The organism is Alteromonas sp. BL110 (assembly GCF_003443615.1).
In the GTDB taxonomy this organism is placed as follows: domain Bacteria; phylum Pseudomonadota; class Gammaproteobacteria; order Enterobacterales; family Alteromonadaceae; genus Alteromonas.
The window spans coordinates 3,306,152-3,332,825 of record NZ_CP031967.1 but is presented as its reverse complement, the minus strand read 5'-3'; the positions used below and the strand labels follow the sequence as shown (position 1 = coordinate 3,332,825).

Below are 26,674 nucleotides of genomic sequence, written 5' to 3'. Positions count from 1 at the left end.
GGGTTATTTTCTTAAAAATCCGTTCTCGGCAAGGAATGCCATGTCGATGCCTTTACTTGTTGGCTCAGCAGCTTTATCGCCTAACATTAATCGCTCTAAATAGCGCGCAATAACATCAACCTCTAGGTTTACCGCTGTGCCCACTTTATAGCTTCCCATAATTGTTTCTTGCAACGTATGAGGAATTATCCAAAGCATGAATTCCGCGCCATTGACTTCGTTCACGGTCAAACTGATACCGTCAACGGTGATGCTGCCTTTGTGCGCAATGTATTTCGCTAGTGCTTCAGGCGCCTTTACCCAGAACTCGACATAATCTGAGTGCTTGATAATTTGCGTAACCTCGCCCACGCCGTCCACGTGACCTGACACGATATGACCGCCTAAACGGTCGCTAGGACGCATCGCTTTTTCAAGATTAACGGTTGAGCCTGCACTGTAATGTGCAAACCCGGTTAGTTTGATAGTTTCGGCAGACACGTCTGCGCAGTAATAATCGGGCCCCATATCAGTTACGGTTAAGCAAACACCATTGGTCGCGATACTGTCGCCAAGGGCGACATCAGACATATCAAGCGTAGGTGACGCAACGGTTAGGCGAATATCGTTGCCACGGTTATCAAGCTTTTTAATAGTACCTAGCGCTTGAATAATTCCAGTAAACATAAAGTTCCTCTTTGATCGCGTTAACCACGAGTGTTGCTAACATCAGGGCGATAGATAAGCTTAATATCGTTCCCCACCTGACGATTTTCAATAAGCGAAAGCGAAATACATGTATTTAAAGACGTAAACGCTGGCAAGTTAACCATACTTATTCCCTTATCACCTAAAAGCTTAGGCGCTTGGTAGCAAATTAGCTCATCCACCAGCCCTTCGCACAACAATGCACCGGCTAAGCCTGGGCCCGCTTCCACCCATACTTCATTATATTGCTTATCGCCTAATGCAGACATTAGTGCATGTAAGTTGAGCTTACCGTCTTTTTCATCCACCACTAGGTAGTGCTGTGTTGCCGTATCTGGGTGAGCTTGCGACGTGGCAGTTAAGGTCAGGTTGCCGTCGTTAAACAATGCGTAGCCTCGACTAAGCGTGCTTTTGCCATCGACAACGACACGGGCAGGTTGACGAATGTGTTCTAGAGGATAATCAGTTAACTGTGCCTCTTGTTCTCTAACTAACAAACTAGGGTTATCGGCTTTTACCGTACCTGAGCCTGTAAGTACAACGCAACTTTGCGCGCGATACTGTTGCACATCCCGTCTTGCCTCTGCACCAGTAATCCACTGACTTACGCCGTTTTGAAGGGCTATTTTCCCGTCCAGGCTAATGCCTAATTTTACGCGAACAAAGGGCTTACCGGTAAGCATACGCTTGATAAACCCCGGGTTTAGCGCTGCGGCCTCCGCAGCCATCACGTCGCTAACCACCTCAATACCGGCTTCCTGCAAGATACTAATACCGTTACCACAGACGTTTGGATTAGGGTCGGTCATAGCAATAACAACACGCGCCACCTTCGCTTCGACTAAAGCCGCCGCACATGGCGGAGTGCGTCCAAAATGACTGCATGGCTCAAGGGTAACGTAAGCTGTTCCGCCTTTTGCGCCTTGCGCTCGTGCGTTAGATGCTTGTCTTAATGCGTGTACTTCGGCGTGAGGAGTGCCTGCTTGGATATGGTACCCTTGACCTAATAGCTGATTGTTTTCATCAACAATTACGCAACCAACGCGAGGGTTAGGAGAAGTGGTATAGCGCCCTTGTTGGGCAAGTTGAATGGCTTTTGCCATCCAATGATAATCGTTTTTAACCGTTTCGTGGTTCACTTGGATTCCTGTTGTAGCCCTAAGTGCCTGAGATTTTGGGTATGTCCGACCTAATCCCCTAATCGTGCAATTTCTTCTCCAAATTCACGAATGTCTTCGAAGGAACGATAAACGGAGGCGAACCTGACATAGGCAACTTTGTCGAGTTCTTTTAGGGCTTTCATTATAAGGTTGCCAAGCAGTTCGCTACTCACCTCACGTTCACCCGTTGCACGCAACTGTGACTTCAGTGAAAGGACACACTGTTCAACCTTTTCAGTGCTAACAGGGCGCTTTTCGAGTGCGCGTTGCAAGCCTGCGCGAAGTTTGTCTTCGTTAAACGGTTCACGAGAGCCATCGCGCTTTATCACGCGGGGCATGACAAGTTCGGCACTTTCAAAGGTCGTGAAGCGCTCGTGACACACCATGCATTCGCGGCGTCTACGCACTTGTTGCCCTTCTGCAACCAAACGAGAATCAATGACTTTTGTTTCTTGTTCTGAACAAAAAGGGCAAAACATAAATATTCCTTAAATATTGCGTACTTAGTCTAATCAATCGAACCTAGACTAGTTAGTCCAGCATTAGTACCAAAGTACGCAATAAAACACAATCCTATTTATTTATAAACAGGGAATTGTGCGCAAAGAGCAACCACTTCGTCTTGAACACGCTTAATAACTGACTCATCGCCCATGTTATCTAGAATGTCGCAAATCCAAGTAGCAACTTGCTTAGCTTGTTCTTCTTTAAAACCACGGCGAGTAATCGCTGGGCTACCGATACGAAGACCACTGGTTACAAACGGTGAACGCGGGTCATTTGGAACCGAATTTTTGTTAACGGTGATGTTTGCTGCGCCTAAGGCCGCGTCTGCATCTTTACCCGTAATGTCCTTATCGATGAGGTCAAGAAGGAACAAGTGGTTGTCAGTACCGCCAGAAACGATGTTATAACCGCGCTCTTGCATTACAGAAACCATAGCTTTCGCATTAGCAACAACCTGCTGCTGATACACTTTAAATTCTGGCTGTAATGCTTCTTTGAAAGCAACCGCTTTAGCCGCGATTACGTGGCAAAGAGGGCCACCTTGGTTACCTGGGAATACCGAGCTATTAAGCTTTTTGTAAATTGCTTCGTCGCCACATGCTGACAAGATTAGACCACTACGCGGGCCTGCAAGGGTTTTGTGCGTTGTTGTTGTCACCACATGTGCGTGAGGAAGTGGATTAGGATAAACGCCAGCCGCTACAAGACCTGCTACGTGTGCCATATCTACAAGCAAGTATGCGCCCACGCTATCTGCGATTTCGCGGAATTTGGCCCAGTCTACAACCCCTGAATACGCAGAAAAACCGCCGATAATCATTTTAGGTTTGTGCTCTTTAGCCAGCGCTTCTACCTGCGCGTAATCGATTTCACCGGTTTCTTTGTTCAAACCATACTGTACAGCGTTGTAGGTTTTACCAGAGAAGTTTACATGTGAACCGTGAGTTAGGTGACCACCTTCAGAAAGGCTCATTCCCAATACCGTATCGCCGGCGTCAAGTAGCGCCATGAATACAGCAGAGTTTGCTTGTGAACCAGCGTGTGGCTGAACGTTTGCATAGTCTGCACCAAATAGCGCTTTTGCACGGTCAATGGCGAGTTGTTCAACAACGTCTACATGCTCACAACCACCGTAGTAACGCTTGCCAGGATAACCTTCAGCATACTTATTCGTAAGCTGCGAACCCTGTGCTTCCATTACACGTGGACTACAGTAGTTCTCAGAGGCTATTAGCTCAATGTGATGTTCTTGACGCTCAACCTCTTTAGACATTGCATCGGCTAATTCAGGATCGAAGTCGGCTATATTCATTTCGCGAGAAAACATGGGGGCTCCTTAACTGCGGTTTTTATATGGCGTTACGCACTGATTGCTCAAATTCGAGCCATATTCTAGTCATTTTCGGTTACTTGTATACCGCTTTATGACCAAATTAATATAAATGGCACAGGTTTAACGTAATACCTGCGCCAGAGCGAGATCAGACCTGTTTTTCAAGGGCTTTAACACGGTCAAATAAACTACCAATTTTGGCTAGGCGAACTGTATTTTTACGCCAGTCGCGGTTAGTTTGTGCTGGCTGACCAGAAGAATAAACACCCGGTTCAGTAATATCTTGTACAATCATGGTATAGCCAGTTACCTGAACATTGTCGCAGATGCTGATATGACCGTTGATGCCGACTCCACCGCCAATAATCACGTGTTTGCCAATGTGACAACTGCCGGCAATACCGGTCGCGCCGCAAATGCAAGAATGATCGCCAATAATGCAGTTATGGCCAATTTGTACTTGATTGTCGATAATAACGTTGGTGCCTAACACCGTATCTTCCATAGCACCGCGATCAATACTGCTGCTCGCACCAATTTGACTGTCGTCACCAATACGGACTGATCCAGTTTGCGGAATAGGTATCCAAACACCCTTGTCGTTTGCATAACCAAAACCCGCAGCTCCAATTACCGTTTGACTGTGAATTGTCACGCGCTTACCAATAACTACGTCATGATAGATAGTTACGTTAGGATGAATAGTACAGCCTTCACCAATGTGGGTGCCTCTGCGGATAACGGTATTCGCGCCAACCGTAACTCTATCGCCCAGCACCACGTTATCTTCAATAATCACGTTATGCCCTAGCGATACGTCACTGCCGATACGTGCAGACGGCGCAATAACCGCTGACTCAGCAATGCCTGTCGCAACCGCTGGCGTGGTATCGAATAGTTGAGCGATAAGCGCAAAGGCAGCATGAGGATTTGCTACAACTAATGCTGGAACCGGGCTGTCACCTTTTAGACTCTCGTGCAGAATTACCGCACCAGCATTAGTATCTTTCAACTGTGGTTTATATTTAGGGTTGGTCAGAAACGAAATTTGGTGCGATGCTGCACCAGATAGCGTTCCCACCGCAGAAATAGTGATATTGCCATCGCCCTGCACTTCCCCACCTACATGTTTGGCGAGCTCATCCAGACTGTATATGCGTTTATTCATAGCGGTCATCTTAATTGCCTGTTCAGAAATATGAATAGTATTGAGTCTATCGCTTTGGGTTCTTTTTCACTGCCTGATAGCTCACCCAAAAGCCCATGTTTACTCATGCTTATAAAAACCAAGTTTACCTTAAATCAACTCGCCAACCGATGCATAAATCGATATTTTTAACTTGAGCGTTCAAAATATCACCAAGAGGGACAACGCCTAGCGTTAGTGACAAGGGGCCGTTGACCTTTGCTGTACATCAAAGGTAAACAGCCTCTAGCATAAACTACCCGGTTACGAGTAGAATACGCCACAATGAATTTTTTATTTTTCACCGCTTATTCAGCGAGGATAGAGCATGGCGCAATACGTTTACAGTATGCATCGCGTGGGCAAAATCGTCCCACCTAATAGACACATTCTAAAAAATATCTCACTTAGCTTTTTCCCAGGCGCCAAAATTGGTGTGCTAGGTCTAAACGGTGCAGGTAAATCTACCCTGCTTCGTATTATGGCTGGCGTAGATACCGACATTGAAGGTGAAGCACGGCCACAGCCGGGGCTGAAAGTTGGCTACCTACCCCAGGAACCTCAACTCGATGAAACCAAAGACGTTCGTGGCAATATTGAAGAAGCCGTAGCCGATGTTAAACACGCGCTGACCCGCCTAGATGAAGTCTATGCTGCTTATGCAGAAGCAGACGCTGATTTCGACGCCCTTGCTAAAGAGCAAGGCGAGCTAGAAGCTATCATTCAAGCGAAAGATGGTCACAACTTAGACAATGCCCTAGAGCGTGCTGCAGATGCCCTTCGCTTGCCAGCTTGGGATGCGGACGTAAGCAAACTATCAGGTGGTGAGCGTCGCCGTGTTGCGCTTTGTCGCTTGCTTTTAGAAAAGCCTGAAATGTTGCTTCTTGACGAACCGACCAACCACTTGGACGCAGAATCAGTAGCATGGCTAGAGCGCTTCCTTCACGATTATGAAGGTACAGTGGTCGCTATCACCCACGATAGATACTTCCTTGATAACGTTGCGGGTTGGATTTTAGAACTTGACCGTGGTGAAGGTATTCCATGGGAAGGTAATTACTCTTCTTGGTTGGAGCAAAAAGAAAACAGACTCGAGCAAGAAGAGCGCACCGAGACGGCCCGTATGAAGAGCATGAAACAGGAACTTGAGTGGGTACGCTCAAATCCGAAAGGTCGTCATGCTAAAAGTAAAGCCCGTATGGCGCGTTTTGAAGAGCTATCGACTAGCGATTACCAAAAGCGTAACGAAACTAATGAACTCTTCATCCCACCAGGTGAGCGCTTGGGTGATAAGGTTATTGAAGTAAGCAACCTTAAAAAGTCCTATGGCGATCGCGTACTTATCGATGACTTAACATTTAAAGTGCCAAAAGGTGCAATCGTAGGTATTGTCGGCCCTAACGGCGCGGGTAAATCGACCTTATTCAGAATGCTTACCGGCGCTGAGCAACCTGATTCAGGTACCATAGATTTAGGTGATACCGTTCAGATTGCTGCGGTAGAACAGTTCCGCGACCACATGAATGAAGACAATACCGTGTGGAAAGAAATTTCTGACGAGCAAGATATTATTCGCATTGGTAACTTTGAAATTAACAGCCGCGCCTATTGCAGCCGCTTTAACTTCAAAGGCACCGATCAGCAGAAGTTTATTAAAGACTTGTCGGGTGGTGAACGTAATCGTGTACACCTTGCGAAACTGCTTAAAGCAGGCGGCAACGTGTTGTTGCTGGATGAGCCAACTAACGACCTAGACGTCGAAACCCTTCGCGCACTAGAGAATGCGCTGTTGGAATTCCCTGGCTGCGCCATGGTTATCTCGCACGATCGTTGGTTCCTAGACCGCGTGGCGACGCACATCATGGATTATCGCGATGAAGGTAACATTAACTTCTTCGAAGGCAACTATTCAGACTACGAAAGCTGGTTGAAGCAGGAGTTTGGACAGGATGTGGTTGAACCCCATCGCCTTAAATATAAGCGTATGTCGAAATAAGGGAAATGTAGTGTAGGCATTTCCTTACCTTTAAAGTCCTAGAGCCGCTGTCTTCGATAGCGGCTTTTTTAATTGCCTGCTTTTCGTTGCGAACGGGAGAAAATTAGCCAATACTGAGGTCGTCAATGATAACTAGGTATTTGAGTAATGACAGATAAGCGTCAATTCCAACGAGTCTCGCTGAATGTAAAAGGCAAACTGGCACATAACGACATCAGTATTGATGTGGTAGTTAGCGACGTGTCTCTACAGGGCATAAAACTTCAGGCAGCGGAGACTGCATTATCGAACCTGCCGTTCGACAGCCATGAACCGTATGTTGCAACCTTCCAAGCAAACGAAGATAGTCCAGTCATTACTCTTTCAATTTCGCAGTTGTATCGCCACGCGGACAGCAGACGAGAGCTTGTTTCTTTAGGGTGCAAAGTAGAGCGTATGGATGTAGAGAGTATAAGCGCCTTACGCCGTTTAATTACCCTAAACAGCGATGACGTAAATATTGAAGAAAAAGATCTTAACGCATTGGTTAATGCGGTTTATCAAGCGCCAATTTAGAACCCAAAGATGCAACAAGTACTCAAGACGCTTCAGAAAAACCTGTACGCTTTAAACTGCACAAGAAGAAACATTCGGTAACCCTTCTTGCGCGTTTCAACCCGCTTTAAAATTAACGCCTTTCGCCTTATTCTAAGGCATCTAATGCTTCAGAAAGCCGAGCTACTGGCACCACTTTCATGCCGTTAATGGCTTGCTTGGGCGCGTTGGCTTTGGGCACGATAGCTCGTTTAAAGCCATGTTTCGCCGCTTCAATAATGCGCTCTGTTCCATTGGGAACCGGACGAATTTCACCCGCAAGGCCTACTTCACCAAACACAATTAGTTCTCGCGGTAACGAACGGTTTCTAAAGCTAGAAATCATTGCCAGTAATAACGCCAAGTCAGCACTGGTTTCAGAGACTCGTACACCACCCACCACGTTTACAAACACATCTTGATCATTCATTTGCACGTTACCGTGCCTGTGAAGAACCGCTAATAGCATGGACAAACGGTTTTGATCTAGGCCCACAGCTATCCGTCTAGGGTTAGACATCTGCGAATAATCAACCAGCGCCTGTATTTCCACAAGTAACGGCCGAGTGCCCTCCCAAATGACCATTACACTCGACCCTGGCGTTTCGTTTTCGCCTCGACTTAAGAAAATAGCTGAAGGGTTGCTTACTTCTTTCAAACCTTTTTCTGTCATTGCAAATACACCTAACTCGTTGACGGCTCCGAAACGATTTTTGTGGCTTCGCAGGGTACGGTAGCGACCGTCACTTTCTCCTTCCAGCATCATAGAGCTGTCGATACAGTGCTCAAGTACTTTTGGGCCCGCTAAGTTACCGTCTTTCGTTACATGGCCAACAATAAACATGGCAATGTGATTTTGTTTGGCAAAGCGCGTTAAATACGCCGCGCTTTCTCTCACTTGAGATACGCTGCCCGGCGCAGATTGAACATCGGACACATGCATAACCTGAATAGAGTCGATAACCATAATTTTAGGCTTTTTGGTTAGCGCCAGATCGCAGATGGTTTCCACATTCGTTTCAGCCAGCATCATTAGCTTGTCGTCAGGAAGGTTTAAACGTTTAGCACGCATAGCCACCTGCTGGAGAGATTCCTCCCCTGTAACATAAAGGGCTGTTTCACTTTTTGCCATCTGACACATAACCTGCAGCAAAAGCGTACTTTTGCCCGCGCCGGGTGAACCGCCAATTAACATGGCTGCTCCTGGGACTATACCACCGCCTAATACTCTATCTAGCTCTTTAAACGTTGAGGAAAATCGCGGCAGTGATTCTAAATCTATTGCGTTTAGCGTCTCGATTTTGGCAGCGGTTTGCCCTGCATATCCTGAGGTAGTTTGACGAGCTACGCTTTTAGCACTCGCTACCACAAACTCACTTATCGTGTTCCACGCTTTACACTCAGAGCATTGCCCTTGCCACCGGGGGAACTCTGCCCCGCAGTCAGAACACACATAAGCAGTTTTACGTTTTGCCATATTCCAGTTTTATCCATTGCTTAAAAAGAGTATTCTAACACTTAACAAGAGTGAATTAAGCACAAACCTACGGTCAGTTTTTGTTAAAAGACATGCCTCCTAAAGTATAAAAAACTTACGTATTAAGAAGTTTTGCTGATTTGCCGATAACAACTAAAATAATGATACTTAACAACAAAGTTGCGCATTCATGAGTCAAGATTTAAAGCAATATGCTGATATTATTGAACAGCTAAAGCCCATGGTTAATGAGCCTGAATTTAACCAGGTATTGCTTCAAACTGCTTCTGACGTACCTAAAGAAAAACGTTTTCTCATTAAAATGGAAGTGAAGCGTTTAGCCAAACCTTGCATGCGCACTATAGATTTGCGCGGTCACGTAGACGGCAAGTGCAAAAAATACGTCCACGATGGGCGTAGCCACTACATGGACGACGTGGCTGTTGATAAGTTCGAAGAACAACTGCGTGTATTTGGTCGATACACTTACGGTGTATACGAAGCCGTCCAAAATACTGAAAACAACTTTCGCTTAATGCGCGAAAAAGAACTCGCTCAAGAAAGAGCTGATAAAGAAAATCCAGAACTGAAAAAGCGTTCAGCGATTTTAGAACAGTTCAAAGTTCCTACGGTGAACCTTCTTGATTACAGGCAGCGCAATACAGAGCGCATGAACTTTGCGGTTGCCGTAGAAATATTTAACGCTGAGAACCGCTCTGTGCGAGGCTTAAGCGTAGATATTTCTCTTGAGGGCCTGCAGATAAAACTATCAAAAGACTCTTTTTTTGAAAAAGGTGAGACCCTTTTTATCTACTTTAGGGGGCTTGAAAGCGAATTTGCCATGGATAAGAAAAATGGCATCGCTTATAAACTAGTAAAAATCATTACGAAAAATGACGTTAACTATTTAGCCTTACAGCGCGACAAGACTCATCCAAGTCCAGCATTCGATAAGTTTTTAGAAACCTTTATACACGGCAATAAACGCCGCTATAAAGTGAACATGACGAACACCATCGAAGCGATAACCAGTAAGACTTGTGAACAATATTTTTCTCCACGCAGCCCTACGCTCCCCGTTTTTATTGACGTTGTCAACGAAACTTTGGTGCCACGCTATGCAATGGTAAATGAAGTTAATCGGGAAACCGTTCAATATTGGAAAGATGAAGAGGACAACTGTCGTCTAAACTTCTTACTGACGCAAGAAAGACTTACTCGACTGCTTAATAAATCTGATGAAGTTCGTGAGATTTTTGTTTTCAGCTTCACCCATTTGCACACAGATAAAGTTTATTTCTATTCAGCATCCTATGAAGAGCTACTTCAAAAAGAGGTCTTATTTCGCGTATTTTTAGGCTTTGGCTCAAGAAAAGCAAGTTGGCGAGTTTTTAAAATTACCCTGACAGACATGGACCCTGAACAAGCGCATATTCCGCTTTCAATCCCAGATTCTGTTGGCAATAAAGTTAAAAAGCTTAATACACCGCCTTCTGCTCGTTTAATGTCAAAACTTAAAAACCTGCGTTATCTCGCTCATATTACAGACGTGACCTCAGTAACAGGGCAAGAGACGTATAACGAGCTTAAATTTAATCGCGACAACCTTTCGCATTTAAGAATTTTCGGCCACCCAAGGAATCGTGCAGCTTCTAACATTCATATTGTACGCTTTAAATACGAAGAGCAGCGCATTGAAAGCCGTTACCAGCTAAGAACGCAAATTGAAGCAAGATTTAATGGCGAATCAACGGTTCATCGAGGTATCAGCGAAGACATTTCAGTTCACGGATTAGGCCTTCGAGTTGAGCTGGCAAAAGATTATAAAGGTAGTTTGGAAGGAAGAGTAGAAGTTGCCTTTCCTCGGCTTCAGGAAATAGCGAACAACTTTGACGTAATGCACCTTCAGTATGAAATTATCTATCATAATGTCGAGAAAAATATACTTCACCTGAAGACAGCTACTGGCGATGAGGGCAAAAGCGCCCGCAACTTTTTTGAAGAATTAATTAAAAAGAACAAAGCCAACCTTAAAATCGACAACGATGAAGAAGAAGTTCCGGGAATGGGGCAAGCACTTCGTTGTATAAATGCAAGAAACGCGACCTCCTTGTCTTTCCTTATGAGTAAAGAAGGTGTTCGCTATACACCGCAGGCGTGTATCGTTGGAAAACAAGACGAGCGCATAACTACGCTTACCACACAATACGCAGAGCGCGGTAAAGTAAATTTAGAGTTTTTGTTTAGGGATAGAAAGCAAGACTCCCCTTTCGTACAAAGTGGTATCAAAGCGGTTAAGCTTGAAAACATGCCCTTACGACAAGAGTTATTCATATCATTTGATGCATCTCAAAAAGAGCCGCGAATGGCTATCATTCCTCGTTACTCGCATAAGTTTGAAAGCAATGAACAACGCCGTGCGTTTATCAGAGAAGCCATGGTGCGCGGTCAGTTTGTCGCTATACACGTTATGCTAACCACGACGGGCAAGCCTGACTTGACCATGCTGCAAACAGAGATTAACTATGTCACCATGTACGCGATGCACCGAGCTCGTGAATTAGAAAAGAAAATGTGGAGTATTGCGGCCTGTTCCCACCTTGTCGATGTCACCGACGAGGTTCTCATAAGATACGGTTTTACTATGCAAGACATTACGGCGAATAAAACGCTAAAAAGTGCTGTACAACCTAAAGCCGTGGTTAACAACGCTTAAGTAAGCCCCAGTATTTTAACGTACATATTCAGACCTGCGCTTAGAAAAAACTAAGCGCAGACGTCTGATTTATGTAACCGCCAATTATTTTAATAACTAGCGTCTATTTATCTAAGAAATAAAGAAGACTGTGCAGACTACCAACGCGTACGGCTACGTCCGCTTTTTCATTCACCAAAGGTTTGCCGTGACATGCAACACCTAAGGCTGATTCAGCCATCATGATCAAGTCGTTCGCCCCATCGCCCATGGCAACGGTTTGGCTCGATGGTATTTGCCACTTTTCAGACAACGCTTTTACCGTGCGAGCTTTTACATCAGCATTAATAATTTCGCCTTCTACTTTCCCCGTTAAATGCCCATCTTTTACCGAGAGCGTGTTTGATATTGCATAGTCCAGACCGAGCCTCGCTTTTAAATGATCTGCAAAGAAAGTAAAGCCTCCCGATGCGATAGCAAGTTTCCACCTATGCTTTTTTAAGTGGCTAAGCAATGTCTGAATACCAGGCATAATAGGAATGCCGTCACGTATTTGATTAAGGTGGTCAATGGGCACCCCCTCTAAACATGCCACCCTATGCGTCAAGCTATCATTGAAGGCAATTTCTCCGCGCATTGCTCTTGCAGTCACTTCGGCGACCTGTTCACCCACACCTGCAAGTTTTGCTATTTCGTCAATACATTCTATGGCAATAACGGTACTGTCCATATCCATGACCAGCAGTCCAGGTTCAGACAAAGAAGGGCGGGAGGCTTGCAAACCAACATCAAGGTGGTAAGCATCACTGACATCGCCAAGTAGCGACTTTATATGCTCTGGCTTTGCGTTAATTACCTGGCCTCTTATCTCGATAGCATCATCTCCCATTTGCTGATGCAAATGGTGAAACGCAGCACTCACTGGCGAAAACACGTTTTTGAGTTTGTCTAAAACGCCTTTTAATAAATAAGGGGTTATAGCTTGCCCGATTACGGTTAGCGTATGCGAATACGCTTGGGTATTGTGCTCGATGCTGACAATGTTCGCCAGGCATGAAGCTAGATGAATATCGTCATTGTTGATTTTGATGTTGAATGTGTCTTTCATAACGCACACAGAAACTGTGGAGATTGGCAAATGATGCTCTAATGCTAACCAATTAGGCTAACTAATAAAATATCCCCTTTAAAATTATTTAGATTTCACCTACTGTTAGGCAACTCATAGCAATTATGGAACTACGCATTGTTAAACGTGCTGAGCAAGGCCCCTTCACAATCAAAAAGCAATTCGCACTCGCTTTACACGGCGTTGAAAAGATTATTCCATACGCTGATTGTAAGTACGGTGTTTGCGCTGGTGATTGTATTGATACTCTTGCTGCAGCAATACCAAAGCGACTGGCTAGCGGTTCAAACTCGTTTCTCTGGGGAGAGCATAGCAAGGCAGTACGCTAAACTACTTCGACCTGCATTTGACGCTGACCTAGCTTCGAATCAAAAAAAGGAAGTAAGTACTGACTCTGCATTATTTAGCTCGCTGGCCCAACGAGACTACATCGAAAATGTTGCCGCTGTTTTAGTTAACGAGCCCCATATTCTCGCCCTATCAGTATTCGATAAAGACGGAAGGTACATTGCGCCTTTGCCACAAACTGATAGCATAGTGTCGATGAGCCAAACACAAAGTGTGACGCCGCTTACCTATGTTGGCGTTATCACCGACAACAATGCGGATGTGTTAGGCTATGTGAATATTCATGTGGATACGCAAACGATATTAGAAAGCCCCCTTGCCCTGCGTTATCAACTTGCGTTTATTGCGTGTATTTTGGTGTTTTTGGCCCTAATGCTAGGCATATATCTTACGCGGGCGTTTTATAAATCTCGACCTTGGTTTATTCAAACCATCGAATCAATAAGAAAACAAAACATTACGTAGTGGGTACCTAGGTTTCTTTGTACTAAAACGCGGTTTTAATATTTTGCGATTTTAAACAAACGGAAATAGTTCTCTGTTGTGACGGATGTTGTTTGTTTAGGCGATATAGCGAAAAGCTCGTGCATAACATTAACAACATCGGATAGATACTGAGACTCATTGGGTGCGCCCTGTCTACCGTACATTGGCATATCAGGTGCATCAGTCTCTAATAAAATTTTATCGAAATGGTGCTCTAGCAGATACTTGAGGGTATCTCGCGTTTTGTGTGCTCTTTCATAGGTAATGGTGCCACCTATTCCTAAGTAAAAGCCTCGCTCAATATAGGCTTTAGCTGCCTCCACACTTCCCGAAAAAGCATGGACTACCCCCACACCTTGATACTTAGCTTGCTTAAAGGCTTCAAGTAGCAAATGATGGCTTTTTCGGTGATGCAAAATAACAGGGAGAGACACTGTATCGGCGAGCTTTAAATGGGCGTGTAACACTTCCTTTTGAAGCGTTAATGGCACATTTATATGCCCATCAATACCGGTTTCTCCCACAGCTTTTACCGAAGGGTGAAGAGTGGCAGCAGCGGCTTTAAGCTGCTCAAGATTATCATAAATTGCCTGCTCATGAATGTCAGTGGTCGAAGCTGTATTATCTTGATTACTATCGGTCAAAAAATAGGGATGGAGACCAATCGCGGTATCGATAGGCAAAAGGCTGCTGTATTGTTCACTAAGCGCTTGAAGCGCTTCCCAGGACTGTAGGTTAATACTTGGCGCCATTATGCGAGTAAGCCCAGCGGCTGTGGCCCTTTCCAGCGAAGTACGAAGGTCTACTTTTGACGCAAGTAAGTCGAGGTGGCAATGACTATCAATCATGGCGTTTCTCCCTTCTCGCTTTACACTCAATCACACACTAAGTACTTAAATTGCCTAGTCACTGTAAAAGACTAGCTACCCGAAGCACTCAAAATGAGCTTTTACGGCATTAAGCGCTGTGTTGCCCATGCACCATCTTCGGTTTTGTTATACTCAAAACGGTCGTGAAGCCTATCTTCTCCGCCCTGCCAAAATTCAATTTGATGAGGCACTATGCGAAAGCCTCCCCAAAAGTCCGGTACAGGTAGTTCTTTGTTCTCAAACTTATCTTTTAGTTGCTTAAATTGGGTAAGCAAAAGCTCTCTACTGCCAATTGGCTTGCTTTGTTTAGACGCATACGCCGCCAATTGACTGTCTTTGGGGCGAGAAAAGAAATAGGCTGCATTTTCAGAAACAGAGAGTTTTTCTACGCTGCCACATACGCGGACCTGGCGTTCCATAAAAAACCACGGGAAGTGACAGGATACTTTAGGGTTAACTGAGAGTTCCTGCGCTTTTCGACTGCCAAGATTTGTGAAAAATACAAAGCCTTTTTCACTGACATCTTTTAACAAAACGATACGTTGAGAAGGCTGCCCATTAGCGTCAACAGTGGCAACCGTCATAGCGGTAGGATCAGGTATACCAGCATCAATGGCATCTTTTAGCCATTTATCAAACAAGTTAAATGGACTTGAAGTAATATCTGACTCACTCAAACTGCCCTTTGAGTACTGCCTGCGCATATCTGAAATTGCCATATACCGCTCCTGAAAAGAGGTTACTATACTTGCCGCTGCTTATTGTAGCTGCCTGTGAAAACCTTTATGAATATGGTCCTAACTTCACGTTTACCACGGACACTTGCGAATGTAGCGCTAGTGAGGTTTTAACGAGGCTCATTACTTCAGCGCCAACTAAAACTTAACTTAAAAGTTGCTGTCGTCACCATAGCCTAATGAACGCAAAGCACGTTCATCGTCTGCCCATCCCTGTTTCACTTTAACCCACAGTTCCAAAAACACCTTATTGTCGAACAAGTTTTCCATATCTTTACGCGCTTGTTCGCCAATGGTTTTCAAATGCTTACCACCCTTACCGATGATCATGCGCTTTTGCGTTTCACGCTCTACTAAAATTAAGCCGCTAATACGATAAATACCGTTGTCAGCCATTTTGAACTGTTCAATTTCCACTGTGGTAGAGTAAGGCAACTCATCGCCAGTGAAGCGCATCAGCTTTTCGCGAATGATTTCTGCAGCCATAAAACGACTTGAACGGTCAGTGATATAGTCTTCCGGAAAGAAAAATTCACTTTTAGGAAGCGACTTAGCGACTAGGTCTCTAATGTCGTCAACCATTCTGCCCTGTTTAGCGCTAATAGGGATCATATGCTCAAACGGGTGTTTTTCTCCAAGCTTTTGAAGGTGAAGCATAAAGTTTTCTTTATCTTCCACCTTATCCATCTTGTTTATGACAAGATAGCAAGGAAGGTTTGCCTGCTTAACTTTACTCAATACCATTTCATCTTCGGCGTTAAAGCGATCGCCTTCTACGACAAATAGCACAAGACCAACTTCAGCAAGCGAACTCGATGCGGCGCGGTTCATGTAGCGATTGATCGCGCGCTTTTCATCTTGGTGAAGCCCTGGCGTATCTACGTAAATCGCTTGATAGTCACCGTCAGTATCTATACCTAGAATACGATGACGCGTGGTCTGAGGCTTACGTGAGGTAATGCTTACCTTTTGACCCAGTAAACGATTGAGTAGCGTTGACTTGCCCACGTTAGGGCGCCCGACTATGGCAACTAAGCCACAGCGAGTTTGTAAGTCAGGCATTTCCGGCAAATTTGACTCATCATGCGTTGTCATCAAGCTTCTCCAATGTTAAACGAGCAGCTTCTTGTTCTGCTTTACGACGGCTATTGCCAGACGCCACTACTGCTTTTGGTAGACTTTCTACTTTGCAGCTTACTTCAAAAGTTTGCGCATGGTCTTTACCTGAAATAGAAAGTACCTCATACGTTGGTAGCGGCAGCTTGCGACCTTGTAAGAATTCCTGAAGACGCGTTTTACTATCTTTAGGGTGAGCATTAGGGTCGAGCTTGTTTATGCGCGTCTCCCACAAACGGTCGATAACGCTACGGACTTCTTCCATGCCAGAGTCAAGATAGATAGCACCTAGGATAGCTTCAACTGCGTCGGCCAAAATTGAACTTCTGCGATGACCGCCACTTTTTAGCTCACCAGGCCCCAAGTTGAGTAACTCACCCACACTGGCTTCCTTAGCGAGCTCAGCTAACGTCTCGCCTTTTACCAATGTAGAGCGCATGCGGGTAAGCTTGCCTTCAGGTACTGTAGGAAAACGCTTAAACAGTGTTTCCCCCACAATCATGCCTAAAATAGCGTCGCCCAAAAACTCTAAGCGTTCATTGTGCTGTTTGGCTGCACTGCGATGAGTGAGCGCTTGTTCCAATAACGCCTCATTGGTAAATGTGTAACCTATCGCCTTGTAAAGACGACGATATTTATCAATTCCCTGCATTAATGAATGCCACCTGCTCGCTCAAATCGAATACCTGTTGGAACCCACGTAGGTAGAAAGTCTGAAGGGCTGCGCTCAAACTCAAAAGAAATCCAAATTGCTACGGCTTTTCCAACTAGGTTTGCATCCGGAACAAAACCCCAGAAACGGCTGTCGCGGCTGTTATCACGGTTATCGCCTAACACGAAATACTGACCTTCTGGTACTATCCACTCGTTGCTTCGCGTTCCTGGTTGAGTATAGAAGTTAACCGGCGATATTTCGCGAACAGGGTGTCGTAGGATATCGTGCTCTACTGTGCCGAGATCTTCTGTGTAACGCATAAGTTGCGCCATATCTTGCACAAACTCACCACGTTCTTGAAATGTTAGCGGCACGGCTTTTAATTTTGGACAATCGCTGCCAGATTCACATTTAGGCTTGATGTAAACCTGCTTATTTTGATAAACCACTGTATCACCAGGTAAACCAATTACGCGCTTGATGTAGTCTATTGACGGTTCTTCAGGGTATTTAAAAACCACCACATCACCGCGTTCTGGCACACCAGTCTCAATTAGCTTACTTCTGAAGACAGGGTCTTTTACACCGTACGCAAACTTCTCAACTAAAATGAAGTCGCCAACCAATAACGTGGGCATCATTGAACCTGATGGAATCTGGAAGGGCTCATATAAAAAAGAGCGCAATACCAAAACGAAAGCAATAACAGGGAATATCTGTTGTGAGGTGTCAACCAAGTATGGCAGCTGAGGGTCTTCTCCATAGCCCGCCCCTTCTGCAGTCGCTGCAGCCTGTAAACGCGCTTTCCGCTTCGGGGCAAACACCAGGCTATCCACTAGCCAAACTAGTCCTGTTATTAAGGTGAGTGCCACCAAAATTAAGGAGAAATAATTTGCCATTATTTGCCCACCTTAAGTACTGCAAGGAACGCATCTTGTGGCAATTCAACATTACCCACTTGCTTCATTCGCTTTTTACCTTCTTTTTGCTTTTGAAGTAGTTTCTTCTTACGACTTACGTCACCGCCGTAACACTTAGCGATTACGTTTTTACGCAGCTGCTTAACCGTACTTCTTGCAACAATATGGTTACCGATAGCCGCCTGAATAGCGATATCAAACATTTGGCGTGGGATAAGTTCGCGAAGCTTCTCTACCAATTCACGACCACGTCCTTGAGAGTTTTCTCTGTGCGTAATGACCGCCAATGCGTCTACACGCTCACCGTTAATAAGAATATCTACACGCACCATGTCTGAAGTCTGGAAACGCTTAAAGTTGTAGTCAAGAGACGCAAACCCACGACTGGTAGATTTCAGACGGTCGAAGAAATCAAGTACCACTTCAGCCATTGGCAGTTCGTAGGTTACCGCCACTTGCTTACCATGGTATGTCATGTTGGTTTGCATACCGCGCTTCTCAACGCAGAGTGTAATTACGTTACCCAAGTATTCTTGTGGCACAAGGATGTTGGCCTCAACCATAGGTTCACGAATTTCAGCAATATCGTTTACCGGAGGCAATTTAGCTGGGCTATCTACGGTAAGAATTTCGCCCTTGGTAGTCTCTACTTCGTAAATTACGGTAGGCGCGGTAGTGATAAGACCCAGGTCATATTCACGTTCTAAACGCTCTTGAATAATCTCCATGTGCAGCATGCCAAGGAAGCCAATACGGAAACCAAAACCTAGCGCTGCAGAACTTTCTGGCTCATAAAACAATGATGCGTCGTTCAGGCTTAGTTTCGCAAGGGCATCACGGAAATCTTCGTAGTCATCTGAACTTATTGGGAAAATACCGGCATAAACCTGAGGTTTAACCTTTTTAAAGCCCGGCAGCATAGCTTCCGCTGGTTCACGAGCTAGCGTTATAGTATCGCCTACTGGTGCACCCTGAATATCTTTAATACCGGCAATGATAAAACCAACTTCACCAGCTCTAAGTGTACCCGTATCTAATGGCTTAGGCGTAAACACACCAATTTTATCCACTTGGTGGGTTTGTCCATTAGACATTATCTGAATTTTGTCTTTCTTGCTAAGCTGACCTTCCACGATTCGTACCAGTGAAACAACACCTTGATAATTATCGAACCACGAATCGATGATCAATGCTTTAAGTGGCGCCTCACGGTCGCCTTCTGGTGGTGGAATCTTGTTTACAATAACTTCAAGCACATCTTCAATACCAATACCTGTTTTCGCTGAGCAGCGCACAGCGTCAAGTGCATCAATACCAACTATATCTTCAATTTCTTCTGCAACACGGTCGGGCTCAGCCTGCGGCAAATCGATTTTATTTAAAACCGGCACCACTTCCATATCCATCTCGATAGCGGTGTAGCAGTTTGCTAGCGTCTGTGCTTCAACGCCCTGACCTGCATCAACAACAAGTAGTGCACCTTCACAGGCTGCCAATGAACGGGATACCTCGTAAGTGAAGTCAACGTGTCCTGGCGTATCGATGAAATTAAGCTGATACGTTTCACCGTCGCGCGCTTCGTAGTTCAGTGTCACGCTTTGCGCTTTGATGGTAATACCGCGCTCTTTTTCTAGGTCCATTGAGTCGAGAACCTGCTCAGCCATTTCGCGATCGGTTAGCCCTCCACAGTGCTGGATTAGACGGTCTGATAACGTAGACTTACCGTGGTCAATGTGGGCGATAATACTGAAATTACGAATGTGCGATTGTTGCATAATGCTGGAAATTACCTGCAGAAAAATTCATTAAACAAAATATGCTGCTTGCCTTGAGTTCAGGCTTATACGCAGCGCGAGCGGATTTTACCCATTTCTGGCACGAAAAGCGAATTGGCACTGAGGAAATTTTAATACCTATAGCGAGCAATGCGTATAAAAGTGGCAACCTGGCGTGACTTTTCTCTCTTGCCCGAAGGTTTGAAGCGCCTAAAGCACTGTTGGTTCAGGGCGCTACAGCATATATGCAAATCAAAAGGACTAAACCTATTTATATGAAAGTACTTCACTCAGTTTACATCTTGCTGACCTAATAAAACAGGTTGGTATTTCGTGCGCTCAACTCGCTGTAACTTGTAAGCAATGAGCTTATATGTCAGGAAAGTAACCAAAGTACTTGGTCCCAGAGCCCACAATTCATGGCTAAAACCTGTTGAGCTAAGCAATGATATAAAAACTAAATACGCGCCAATAAAAGCAATAAGCGGTAACAAATATAAGAAAGCCGATGCGCTTAAAATACCTGCTTCAGGTATACCCACAGTCACCTGCTGACCGACTCGTACAGGCATAGGTGTGCGTAGCGTCAACTGCTGGGTTTTCGGTGCAATAGCGCGAGAAATAACACCGGTGCCACAGTCACTCTGGGCCTGGCATGCATTACAGGTGGACTTAATTGCCGCTTCAACTGTTACCGTATCGCCGTTAACGGCAACGACAGTGGCGGTTTCTCTAATCATATTTGCTCTTTTTACCGTGTTAAAGCGCTGCTAAACCTTAGCTCTCTATTGCCCTGTATCGGCAACAGGTCGTAAGGACGTAGCGATAGCGTTTGCAGTCTGTAGTGGTATTTCTCCCACTACCGTCACTTGGGCTTTCCCGTCGGTCAGCGTCAAAAAGGTACTGACTTCGTTTCGTAACGCAAGGGTTTCGCCGAGCGCATCTTCAGCTGGCTGAACGTAAACAGATACGTCCACTAGGCCATCTGAAAAAAGTTTATACTCTACGACCTGCCCTGTTAATGCCAAGCGTCTTGTATCTTGCTTTATTTCTCGCATTCCCGCCGGCAAATATGTGACATCCCATTTATGTGCTCGACTTGGTGTATTACTCAAAGCCATAGGTGCTGGTAGTGATGCTGAGTTTATTCGTGAGAAGTATTCAGCTGGCTCAGGTGATATGGCAAAGGCAGTAACTTGAATTTGCTCTAATAACGCACCTTGCAAATCTAGCATGTTTAGCTTCAGTAACATGCCAGAGGACTCATCTAGCCACAGTTGATAGCCAAACCTTGTGTTATCGCGGCTAACTATTCGAATCTGCTGTGCCGAACGCCCTGCCACTCGCGCTCTTCCCACGGCGACAAACTCATAGGCTGAACTGAGCTGTTCTGGGTGGTATAGCAATGCGCTAGGAATTGGGCCATTAATATGCTTAGACCTTAAGCTGTACGGTTGAACGTCAGGTTCAAACACGCTCACTACATCATTAACGCGAATAAGTTCGCGACCAGGTCCATTTTGAAGGTTTAATTGCTCCAGTTCAGAACCATCCTCCATTATCCCATGCCGCCATAGGTAAGGAACGGTTTCCTTTCCTGCGATAGTTTGCACAAAAGACACTTGGAAATTGGCATTGGTAATAATATTTTGAAGTTCGGCCAGCCACTGATTTGCCGACTGAAGCTGCAGCGTAGGTGAAGCAGTCGCGTTTTTCTCGTTGCGACTTTGGTCAGTTTGTCCTTGAGGGCTTTCTTCCTGCTCACCCCTCTCTTCTTGAGTAGCGTTCGTGCCGGTACTAGAGTTGTCTTCTGATTTAGCATCGCTATTCGCTTGAACTCTTGTACCAGAAGAACTTGTCACTTCGCTAGGTGTCATTGCATGAGCAAACGTGGGATTGATAGCCCCGCCCGAAATGAAAAAAAGTGCAAGGATAGAACTACAGCGCATTATTCCCGCCTTAAAACAAACATACCAGCAGTATATGCTGGTATGGTTAAAATATGAAATGCATCTTCATCGCACTTAGAAGAGGAGGCGCATTTCAACTCATTTTGACTAGCTCAACGAAAGTCTATGGGCGCTCTGGTCCACTTGTGTCGTTTTCACTGTCTTCTTCCTGCGCTTGCTTGAGTTTTATTTGCTGCTCATGGTCAGCAATTAGCGCATTGATCTTACGCTTTTTCTCAAGCATTTCGTTCATATCATTACGCGGCAAGGTTCGGGTTTGCTCCAAGCTTACTGGAGACAATCCGCCCTGAGGTGCAATCGTTGGCGCTGTCATAAATGGTTCGGTTGGCGCTTCTTGGTTGGTGTATTGAACACCGAAGATAACTGCCACCGCCACAGATGCAGCCACTGCAAACTGACCTGACTGCTTAGCAAAAGGAACGACACTGCCAATTAGTGGAATTGACTGCCAACGCGAGCGTTTAGGTGCGACTATTGCCGGTTCATCTTCAAGCGCAGCTGCTACGCTTGCTGTTATGTCCAACTGAGGGGCAACGCTTGCCTCTTTACGCATTGCACCGCGATACACGTGGTAACGTTGCCATTTGGCTTGAAGCGCTTCATCTTGCTTAATAGCATCGATGATGTCATTGCCTTCTATCTCACCATCCATGAATGCGGACAATTTTTCTTGCTGTTGCGTCATATATTCATTTCCAGATCAAAGTGATCATTAACTACCCTAACACAGCTGTTAGTCATCGCGGAAAAAAGAAAGTTCATCTTTTTTTGATTTTATTTCTTTTTAATTTTCTAACAACGGTTGAATAACTTTATCAATCGCCTCTCGAGCCCTAAAAATACGGGATCTTACCGTACCAACAGGACAAGACATTACGTTCGCTATTTCTTCATAGCTCAACCCTTCAATTTCGCGCAGCGTAATTGCCATACGCAAATCGTCTGGTAGCTTTTCAACCACCTTGAACAGGGTTTCTTCAATTTCTTCAGATAGCAGGCTTCGCTCAGGTGTGGATTGCTCTTTGAGCGCATCACTTCCTTCGTAAAAATCCGCTTCATCGGCATCTACATCGCTAGCTGGTGGTTTGCGACCTTGAGATACAAGATAGTTCTTGGCACTATTTACCGCAATGCGATAAAGCCAAGTATAAAATGCACTGTCGCCACGAAAATTAGGTAAGGCACGGTATGCTTTAATAAACGCTTCTTGCGTTACATCAGCAACGTCACCGGTGTTTTTCACATAGCGAGAAACGAGATGCATTACTTTGTGTTGATAACGAGTTACCAACAAATTGAACGCATTTTTATCGCCACGCTGTACTTTTTCGACCAATTGTTGGTCGGTTATCTGCTCGCTCATTCGAGCCATTACTCCCTACTTCAACTACACAATAGCTCTAACAAGCATGTGTATAGACGCGTTCTTTTTACAAAAGTTCTGTAAAAGCATTAAATTTTTTAAAAAATGCTTAGGTCAGCAGCCAAGAATGATTGTGTTTTGCTACTCATCCTTTAGACTTGCCGGACCTTTGCTCGTTTGAATTGATATAAAAATACATGAAATCTGCATCGTCTTCACTAACTTCCACTTCAAATGCAATAGAACACCGTTGTGATGTATTGATTATTGGTAGTGGCGCGGCTGGATTAAGCTTGGCGCTTAAGCTCGCCGACCATTGTCAAGTTATTGTGCTAAGCAAAAGTGATCGCAATGAAGGCTCGACCCGCTATGCACAAGGGGGTATTGCTGCCGTATTTGATGAGCAAGACTCAATAGACGCTCACGTAACCGATACGTTAGCAGCAGGCGCAGGGCTATGTGAAGAGCCAGCTGTGAGGTTTACTGCGGAGCGAGCAAAGGCATGCCTTGAATGGCTTATCGGCTACGGCGTACCCTTTGATACAGAAAAAAGCGAATCTGGCGAGGAGCGCTTTCACCTTACCCGCGAAGGTGGGCACAGCCATCGCCGCATTCTTCATGCCGCTGACGCCACAGGTGAGGCACTTCAGATTACATTAAATGACGCGGTATCGACACATCCGAACATCCACGTTTTCGAGCGCTACAATGCTATTGACCTTATCCCTTCAAAAGAAGAGAAAAACAGTGTTGTAGGTGCCTACGTGTGGAATAGACAACAAGAACACGTGGAAGTTATACGCGCGCCTTTCGTAGCGCTGGCCACTGGCGGTGGCAGCAAAGTCTATCAATATACATCTAACCCTGACGTATCAAGCGGTGACGGCATTGCTATGGCATGGCGCGCAGGTTGCCGTGTAGCGAATATGGAGTTTAACCAATTCCACCCTACCTGTTTATTCCACCCGCAGGCGCGTAATTTCTTAATTACTGAAGCGCTACGGGGAGAAGGCGCCAACCTCTGCCACGCCGATGGCACCCGCTTTATGCACAAATTTGATGAGCGAGGCGATTTGGCCCCCCGTGACGTAGTAGCACGGGCTATTGACTATGAAATGAAGCGTTTGGGCGCTGACTGTATGTATTTAGATATTAGTCACAAGCCTGCTGATTTTATCGTTAAACACTTCCCCAATATTTATCGCAAATGCCGTTCTCTTGGTATAGATATTACCCGCGAGCCTATTCCAGTAGTACCGGCTGCGCATTACAGCTGTGGCGGGGTAATGACCGACTTTAATGCTAAAACCGATTTGAATAATGTATACGCAATCGGTGAAGTTGCCTACACAGGTCTACACGGCGCTAACCGTATGGCTTCCAACTCTCTACTTGAATGCGTAGTGTTCGCCAGTGCCGCTGCAGACGATATAATTAAAAACCTTAACAGTGCCGACTGTGAAGAGGCTATAGCGCCGTGGGATGAAAGCCAGGTATCGAACTCAGATGAAGAAGTTATCATTCAGCATAACTGGCACGAACTAAGGTTATTTATGTGGGATTACGTGGGTATTGTGCGCACGGATAAGCGCCTCGAACGGGCCATGCGCCGTATTAAACTATTAGAGCAAGAGATTACTGAGTATTACTCACACTTCAGAGTGAGCAACAACTTGCTAGAGCTTCGAAACTTGGTAACTGTTGCCGAGCTAATTGTGCGATGTGCGATGGAGCGAAAGGAAAGCAGAGGCCTACATTTTAATTTGGACCACCCTGAACAGTTAGACAATCCGGTCCCAACAATTCTTACTCCAAGAAAACAATTGTCGGGTTCTGACGTTGGTTTATTAATCACCCAAGACAGTTTTTCTGGCGCCGACTAGCAGCTAGCGACACATATTTGCTAATGAAAAGCTGGCGTTTAGACCAAAACGCCAGCTACAGTGAACGCGTGCGGTATGAATGCAGCACTTGCAAACAAACAGGGCTGTCACCTTTAAAAGCTATTCTTGATTAAATGTCACACTAGCTGATAAATGTACAAGGCCGTCATCGCTATCGGTAACGTCTAATAGCACACTAGTAGCAGTTTTACAGTGTTGTTGAATATGAATGTCATTGGGCAAGAAAACCGGCTTTTTAAAACGACAGTTTACTTCTTTCACGGTTATGGATTGTCTGTCCTCTTGGTGACTTACAAACGCTGACACTGCACGAGATAAGGTCCACATTCCGTGAGCTATGGGCTGTTTGAACCCAAAGGCTTTGGCAGATATGGCAGACAAGTGAATGGGGTTATAATCGCCCGAAAGCTTAGCATAGCGTCGCCCCGTATTTGCCGACGCATTAATTTCAGCAATTGGCGCCCTATCTTCTAGGCTACACTCATCGTTTAGGTCAGTTTTCGGCCCAAGTGGAGCTACATGTACGGCTTTGACCTTCACCAAATAGCTGCTTATCGCTCTATAGACTAGGTTCCCCGACTGAAGCGCCTCTAACATAACATCCACTTCCCAACCGCGGCTATGCGGCCTGACGTCGTGAAAGCGCACGCGACATTCAAATGGCTCGCTTAAATTACAGTGCTCTAGTACAAACACTTTGTTCGCAGCGTGAATAAGACCGAGTAAAGGAAATGGGCTTTGTTTGTCGAGCAAGCACTGCATCTGTAAAGGTAGCGAAAGCATTTGCAAATAGAGAGGATGAGCATGCTCATTCGCCGGCCAATCAACTTCCTGGCAGAAAGAAGCATAGTGCACGTTATCGACATTGAGCGTTTTTGTATATATGCGCTGTGGCAACGTCGGTGGCTTAAACTGCATAAGTTGCCTAGCGTCAACGCGCTTAAACAACGCTTTAGTATACTCACGAAACATCTGTTAAATTCCTTTAAGGCGTCGCTTTTCTTGCGAAAATAATGGCTCTTGCCAACCGGCGGTAGTCTGCCTCACAGCACTCACCTTTTAAAACCCACGTTAAATGGTTATGGTCATTTTGAAACCACCTGCGTTTATGGCGCAGTACATTAATGCACATCCCCCAAGTAAATAGCTGGGAAGATTGATGAATTTTCATCGCTGTACCATCGGATAAAACGTCGGCTAGCACACTTGGAGTAACCATACTTGATGAATCCGGTAGAAGCGCACTGTCGTCAATAGCGCGAATAATACCATCGCTTGTCAAAGAGAGTGCGTATTGAGTTGCAGAAATATTGTTACTAAACACGTCATAAAGACGCCAGCCTATCAATGACGTTGCTACGGCTACAACGCACGCTAACGCTGTGCTAAAGCTAAGCCAAGACCAAAAGTACGAAGGAAGGCTGTATAGTGCTGCAATAAGGCAAACTACTACGCATATTTCCCCGAATACTTTTCTAAACCTATTGTGCTTTATGCTAACTCTATACTTTGACACGATTAACGATAGTCGCCACCATAGCGGCTAATTCAGGGTCTTCACATTTTTGATGTCCCATTATCCAAGCAAACAAATCAGGGTCATCACTTGTAAGTAAACGCTCAAATGTTTCTTGTTCTTCGTAACTTAGTGAGTCAAAAGCCTCTTCCACAAAAGGAAGCAATAGTACGTCTAACTCTAACATGCCTCTTCGGCACGCCCACTTTAATCGGGCTAATCTTTTTGGTTCAAACATATGTCTTTAATACCGTTTTTTATTCGCTAACCAT

The 26,674-nt window shown here is 45.2% G+C and carries 25 protein-coding genes; 5 read left to right on the top strand and 20 right to left on the bottom strand.

What is annotated here, in order from left to right:
* Positions 1-3: 3 nt before the first annotated feature.
* The 5 genes from D1814_RS14370 to lpxD all read right to left on the bottom strand — a co-directional run bounded on the left by D1814_RS14370 (position 4) and on the right by lpxD (position 4,864).
* Entirely contained in the window at positions 4-666 is a 663-nt protein-coding gene (locus D1814_RS14370; RefSeq protein ID WP_025255834.1) for a riboflavin synthase, read from the bottom strand.
* Between the two features lie 20 nt (positions 667-686).
* Positions 687-1,826 carry a bifunctional diaminohydroxyphosphoribosylaminopyrimidine deaminase/5-amino-6-(5-phosphoribosylamino)uracil reductase RibD gene (gene ribD / locus D1814_RS14365; RefSeq protein WP_118493420.1) on the bottom strand — a complete coding sequence of 380 codons (1,140 nt, stop codon included), beginning with the start codon at positions 1,824-1,826 and terminating at the stop codon, positions 687-689.
* A 50-nt stretch (positions 1,827-1,876) separates the two neighbouring features.
* The gene (gene nrdR / locus D1814_RS14360; protein WP_118493418.1) at positions 1,877-2,326 is read right to left on the bottom strand and encodes a transcriptional regulator NrdR; all 450 of its coding nucleotides are present in this window, start codon (positions 2,324-2,326) and stop codon (positions 1,877-1,879) included.
* Positions 2,327-2,424: 98 nt separating this feature from the next.
* Positions 2,425-3,681 carry a serine hydroxymethyltransferase gene (glyA, locus tag D1814_RS14355; protein WP_118493416.1) on the bottom strand — a complete coding sequence of 419 codons (1,257 nt, stop codon included), beginning with the start codon at positions 3,679-3,681 and terminating at the stop codon, positions 2,425-2,427.
* 154 nt (positions 3,682-3,835) lie between these two features.
* Positions 3,836-4,864 carry a UDP-3-O-(3-hydroxymyristoyl)glucosamine N-acyltransferase gene (lpxD, locus tag D1814_RS14350; protein WP_118493414.1) on the bottom strand — a complete coding sequence of 343 codons (1,029 nt, stop codon included), beginning with the start codon at positions 4,862-4,864 and terminating at the stop codon, positions 3,836-3,838.
* A 337-nt stretch (positions 4,865-5,201) separates the two neighbouring features.
* Here lpxD and ettA point away from each other — a divergent pair, with 337 nt between their 5' ends.
* Positions 5,202-6,869, top strand: a complete 1,668-nt coding sequence (gene ettA / locus D1814_RS14345; RefSeq protein WP_118493412.1) for an energy-dependent translational throttle protein EttA — start codon at positions 5,202-5,204, stop codon at positions 6,867-6,869.
* A 147-nt stretch (positions 6,870-7,016) separates the two neighbouring features.
* Complete coding sequence (locus D1814_RS14340) at positions 7,017-7,424, top strand: PilZ domain-containing protein (RefSeq protein ID WP_118493409.1); 408 nt, start codon at positions 7,017-7,019, stop codon at positions 7,422-7,424.
* 127 nt (positions 7,425-7,551) lie between these two features.
* On the opposite strand, the gene radA is transcribed toward D1814_RS14340, so the two are convergent.
* Positions 7,552-8,919: a DNA repair protein RadA gene (radA, locus tag D1814_RS14335; protein ID WP_118493407.1), complete on the bottom strand. Its 1,368-nt coding sequence runs from the start codon at positions 8,917-8,919 to the stop codon at positions 7,552-7,554.
* 190 nt (positions 8,920-9,109) lie between these two features.
* On the opposite strand from radA, the gene D1814_RS14330 reads away from it, so the two are divergent.
* Complete coding sequence (locus D1814_RS14330; RefSeq protein WP_118493405.1) at positions 9,110-11,635, top strand: PilZ domain-containing protein; 2,526 nt, start codon at positions 9,110-9,112, stop codon at positions 11,633-11,635.
* 103 nt (positions 11,636-11,738) lie between these two features.
* Here D1814_RS14330 and serB read toward each other — a convergent pair whose 3' ends face one another.
* Positions 11,739-12,722, bottom strand: a complete 984-nt coding sequence (serB, locus tag D1814_RS14325; protein WP_118493403.1) for a phosphoserine phosphatase SerB — start codon at positions 12,720-12,722, stop codon at positions 11,739-11,741.
* Positions 12,723-12,974: 252 nt separating this feature from the next.
* Between serB and D1814_RS14320 the strand changes: the two genes are divergently transcribed.
* Positions 12,975-13,556, top strand: coding sequence for a hypothetical protein (locus D1814_RS14320; RefSeq protein ID WP_232368894.1), 582 nt, complete (start codon positions 12,975-12,977; stop codon positions 13,554-13,556).
* A gap of 35 nt (positions 13,557-13,591) precedes the next feature.
* Here D1814_RS14320 and D1814_RS14315 read toward each other — a convergent pair whose 3' ends face one another.
* The 10 genes from D1814_RS14315 to rpoE form a co-directional block, all read right to left on the bottom strand.
* Positions 13,592-14,425 (bottom strand): TatD family hydrolase, encoded by an 834-nt coding sequence (locus tag D1814_RS14315; protein WP_118493399.1) that lies wholly within the window; start codon positions 14,423-14,425, stop codon positions 13,592-13,594.
* A gap of 101 nt (positions 14,426-14,526) precedes the next feature.
* Positions 14,527-15,165, bottom strand: a complete 639-nt coding sequence (gene pdxH, locus D1814_RS14310) for a pyridoxamine 5'-phosphate oxidase (RefSeq protein WP_118493397.1) — start codon at positions 15,163-15,165, stop codon at positions 14,527-14,529.
* Between the two features lie 168 nt (positions 15,166-15,333).
* Complete coding sequence (era, locus tag D1814_RS14305) at positions 15,334-16,245, bottom strand: GTPase Era (RefSeq protein WP_118495400.1); 912 nt, start codon at positions 16,243-16,245, stop codon at positions 15,334-15,336.
* A gap of 19 nt (positions 16,246-16,264) precedes the next feature.
* Positions 16,265-16,951, bottom strand: coding sequence for a ribonuclease III (rnc, locus tag D1814_RS14300; protein ID WP_118493394.1), 687 nt, complete (start codon positions 16,949-16,951; stop codon positions 16,265-16,267).
* The gene (gene lepB, locus D1814_RS14295) at positions 16,951-17,853 is read right to left on the bottom strand and encodes a signal peptidase I (protein WP_118493392.1); all 903 of its coding nucleotides are present in this window, start codon (positions 17,851-17,853) and stop codon (positions 16,951-16,953) included. The genes rnc and lepB overlap by 1 nt, the downstream gene beginning before the upstream one ends.
* Entirely contained in the window at positions 17,853-19,649 is a 1,797-nt protein-coding gene (lepA, locus tag D1814_RS14290; protein WP_118493390.1) for a translation elongation factor 4, read from the bottom strand. The genes lepB and lepA overlap by 1 nt, the downstream gene beginning before the upstream one ends.
* Before the next feature lie 290 nt (positions 19,650-19,939).
* Positions 19,940-20,389 (bottom strand): SoxR reducing system RseC family protein, encoded by a 450-nt coding sequence (locus D1814_RS14285; protein WP_118493388.1) that lies wholly within the window; start codon positions 20,387-20,389, stop codon positions 19,940-19,942.
* Positions 20,390-20,434: 45 nt separating this feature from the next.
* Positions 20,435-21,598, bottom strand: coding sequence for a MucB/RseB C-terminal domain-containing protein (locus D1814_RS14280; RefSeq protein WP_118493386.1), 1,164 nt, complete (start codon positions 21,596-21,598; stop codon positions 20,435-20,437).
* Between the two features lie 124 nt (positions 21,599-21,722).
* A complete protein-coding gene (locus D1814_RS14275; RefSeq protein WP_118493384.1) occupies positions 21,723-22,304 on the bottom strand; it encodes a sigma-E factor negative regulatory protein in 582 nt (193 codons plus the stop codon).
* 99 nt (positions 22,305-22,403) lie between these two features.
* A complete protein-coding gene (gene rpoE / locus D1814_RS14270) occupies positions 22,404-22,982 on the bottom strand; it encodes an RNA polymerase sigma factor RpoE (protein ID WP_012518957.1) in 579 nt (192 codons plus the stop codon).
* A gap of 197 nt (positions 22,983-23,179) precedes the next feature.
* Here rpoE and nadB point away from each other — a divergent pair, with 197 nt between their 5' ends.
* Positions 23,180-24,865, top strand: coding sequence for an L-aspartate oxidase (nadB, locus tag D1814_RS14265; protein ID WP_118493382.1), 1,686 nt, complete (start codon positions 23,180-23,182; stop codon positions 24,863-24,865).
* Positions 24,866-24,985: 120 nt separating this feature from the next.
* Here the strand turns inward: nadB and D1814_RS14260 are convergent, their stop codons facing one another.
* Genes D1814_RS14260 through D1814_RS14250 form a run of 3 tightly spaced genes read right to left on the bottom strand, consistent with a single transcriptional unit; the run spans position 24,986 to position 26,640 of the window.
* The gene (locus tag D1814_RS14260) at positions 24,986-25,858 is read right to left on the bottom strand and encodes a MaoC family dehydratase (protein WP_118493380.1); all 873 of its coding nucleotides are present in this window, start codon (positions 25,856-25,858) and stop codon (positions 24,986-24,988) included.
* Between the two features lie 13 nt (positions 25,859-25,871).
* Positions 25,872-26,402: a hypothetical protein gene (locus D1814_RS14255; RefSeq protein ID WP_232368893.1), complete on the bottom strand. Its 531-nt coding sequence runs from the start codon at positions 26,400-26,402 to the stop codon at positions 25,872-25,874.
* The gene (locus D1814_RS14250; protein ID WP_025255855.1) at positions 26,389-26,640 is read right to left on the bottom strand and encodes an FAD assembly factor SdhE; all 252 of its coding nucleotides are present in this window, start codon (positions 26,638-26,640) and stop codon (positions 26,389-26,391) included. The genes D1814_RS14255 and D1814_RS14250 overlap by 14 nt, the downstream gene beginning before the upstream one ends.
* Positions 26,641-26,674: the final 34 nt, after the last annotated feature.

Bases quoted from the DNA above. Each gene is read 5' to 3' on its own strand.
- D1814_RS14370 (WP_025255834.1), bottom strand. From the start codon at position 666: ATGTTTACTGGAATTATTCAAGCGCTAGGTACTATTAAAAAGCTTGAT.
- nrdR (WP_118493418.1), bottom strand. From the start codon at position 2,326: ATGTTTTGCCCTTTTTGTTCAGAACAAGAAACAAAAGTCATTGATTCT.
- glyA (WP_118493416.1), bottom strand. From the start codon at position 3,681: ATGTTTTCTCGCGAAATGAATATAGCCGACTTCGATCCTGAATTAGCC.
- lpxD (WP_118493414.1), bottom strand. From the start codon at position 4,864: ATGACCGCTATGAATAAACGCATATACAGTCTGGATGAGCTCGCCAAA.
- ettA (WP_118493412.1), top strand. From the start codon at position 5,202: ATGGCGCAATACGTTTACAGTATGCATCGCGTGGGCAAAATCGTCCCA.
- D1814_RS14340 (WP_118493409.1), top strand. From the start codon at position 7,017: ATGACAGATAAGCGTCAATTCCAACGAGTCTCGCTGAATGTAAAAGGC.
- radA (WP_118493407.1), bottom strand. From the start codon at position 8,919: ATGGCAAAACGTAAAACTGCTTATGTGTGTTCTGACTGCGGGGCAGAG.
- D1814_RS14330 (WP_118493405.1), top strand. From the start codon at position 9,110: ATGAGTCAAGATTTAAAGCAATATGCTGATATTATTGAACAGCTAAAG.
- serB (WP_118493403.1), bottom strand. From the start codon at position 12,722: ATGAAAGACACATTCAACATCAAAATCAACAATGACGATATTCATCTA.
- D1814_RS14315 (WP_118493399.1), bottom strand. From the start codon at position 14,425: ATGATTGATAGTCATTGCCACCTCGACTTACTTGCGTCAAAAGTAGAC.
- pdxH (WP_118493397.1), bottom strand. From the start codon at position 15,165: ATGGCAATTTCAGATATGCGCAGGCAGTACTCAAAGGGCAGTTTGAGT.
- era (WP_118495400.1), bottom strand. From the start codon at position 16,245: ATGCCTGACTTACAAACTCGCTGTGGCTTAGTTGCCATAGTCGGGCGC.
- rnc (WP_118493394.1), bottom strand. From the start codon at position 16,951: ATGCAGGGAATTGATAAATATCGTCGTCTTTACAAGGCGATAGGTTAC.
- lepB (WP_118493392.1), bottom strand. From the start codon at position 17,853: ATGGCAAATTATTTCTCCTTAATTTTGGTGGCACTCACCTTAATAACA.
- lepA (WP_118493390.1), bottom strand. From the start codon at position 19,649: ATGCAACAATCGCACATTCGTAATTTCAGTATTATCGCCCACATTGAC.
- D1814_RS14285 (WP_118493388.1), bottom strand. From the start codon at position 20,389: ATGATTAGAGAAACCGCCACTGTCGTTGCCGTTAACGGCGATACGGTA.
- D1814_RS14280 (WP_118493386.1), bottom strand. From the start codon at position 21,598: ATGCGCTGTAGTTCTATCCTTGCACTTTTTTTCATTTCGGGCGGGGCT.
- D1814_RS14275 (WP_118493384.1), bottom strand. From the start codon at position 22,304: ATGACGCAACAGCAAGAAAAATTGTCCGCATTCATGGATGGTGAGATA.
- rpoE (WP_012518957.1), bottom strand. From the start codon at position 22,982: ATGAGCGAGCAGATAACCGACCAACAATTGGTCGAAAAAGTACAGCGT.
- nadB (WP_118493382.1), top strand. From the start codon at position 23,180: ATGAAATCTGCATCGTCTTCACTAACTTCCACTTCAAATGCAATAGAA.
- D1814_RS14260 (WP_118493380.1), bottom strand. From the start codon at position 25,858: ATGTTTCGTGAGTATACTAAAGCGTTGTTTAAGCGCGTTGACGCTAGG.
- D1814_RS14250 (WP_025255855.1), bottom strand. From the start codon at position 26,640: ATGTTTGAACCAAAAAGATTAGCCCGATTAAAGTGGGCGTGCCGAAGA.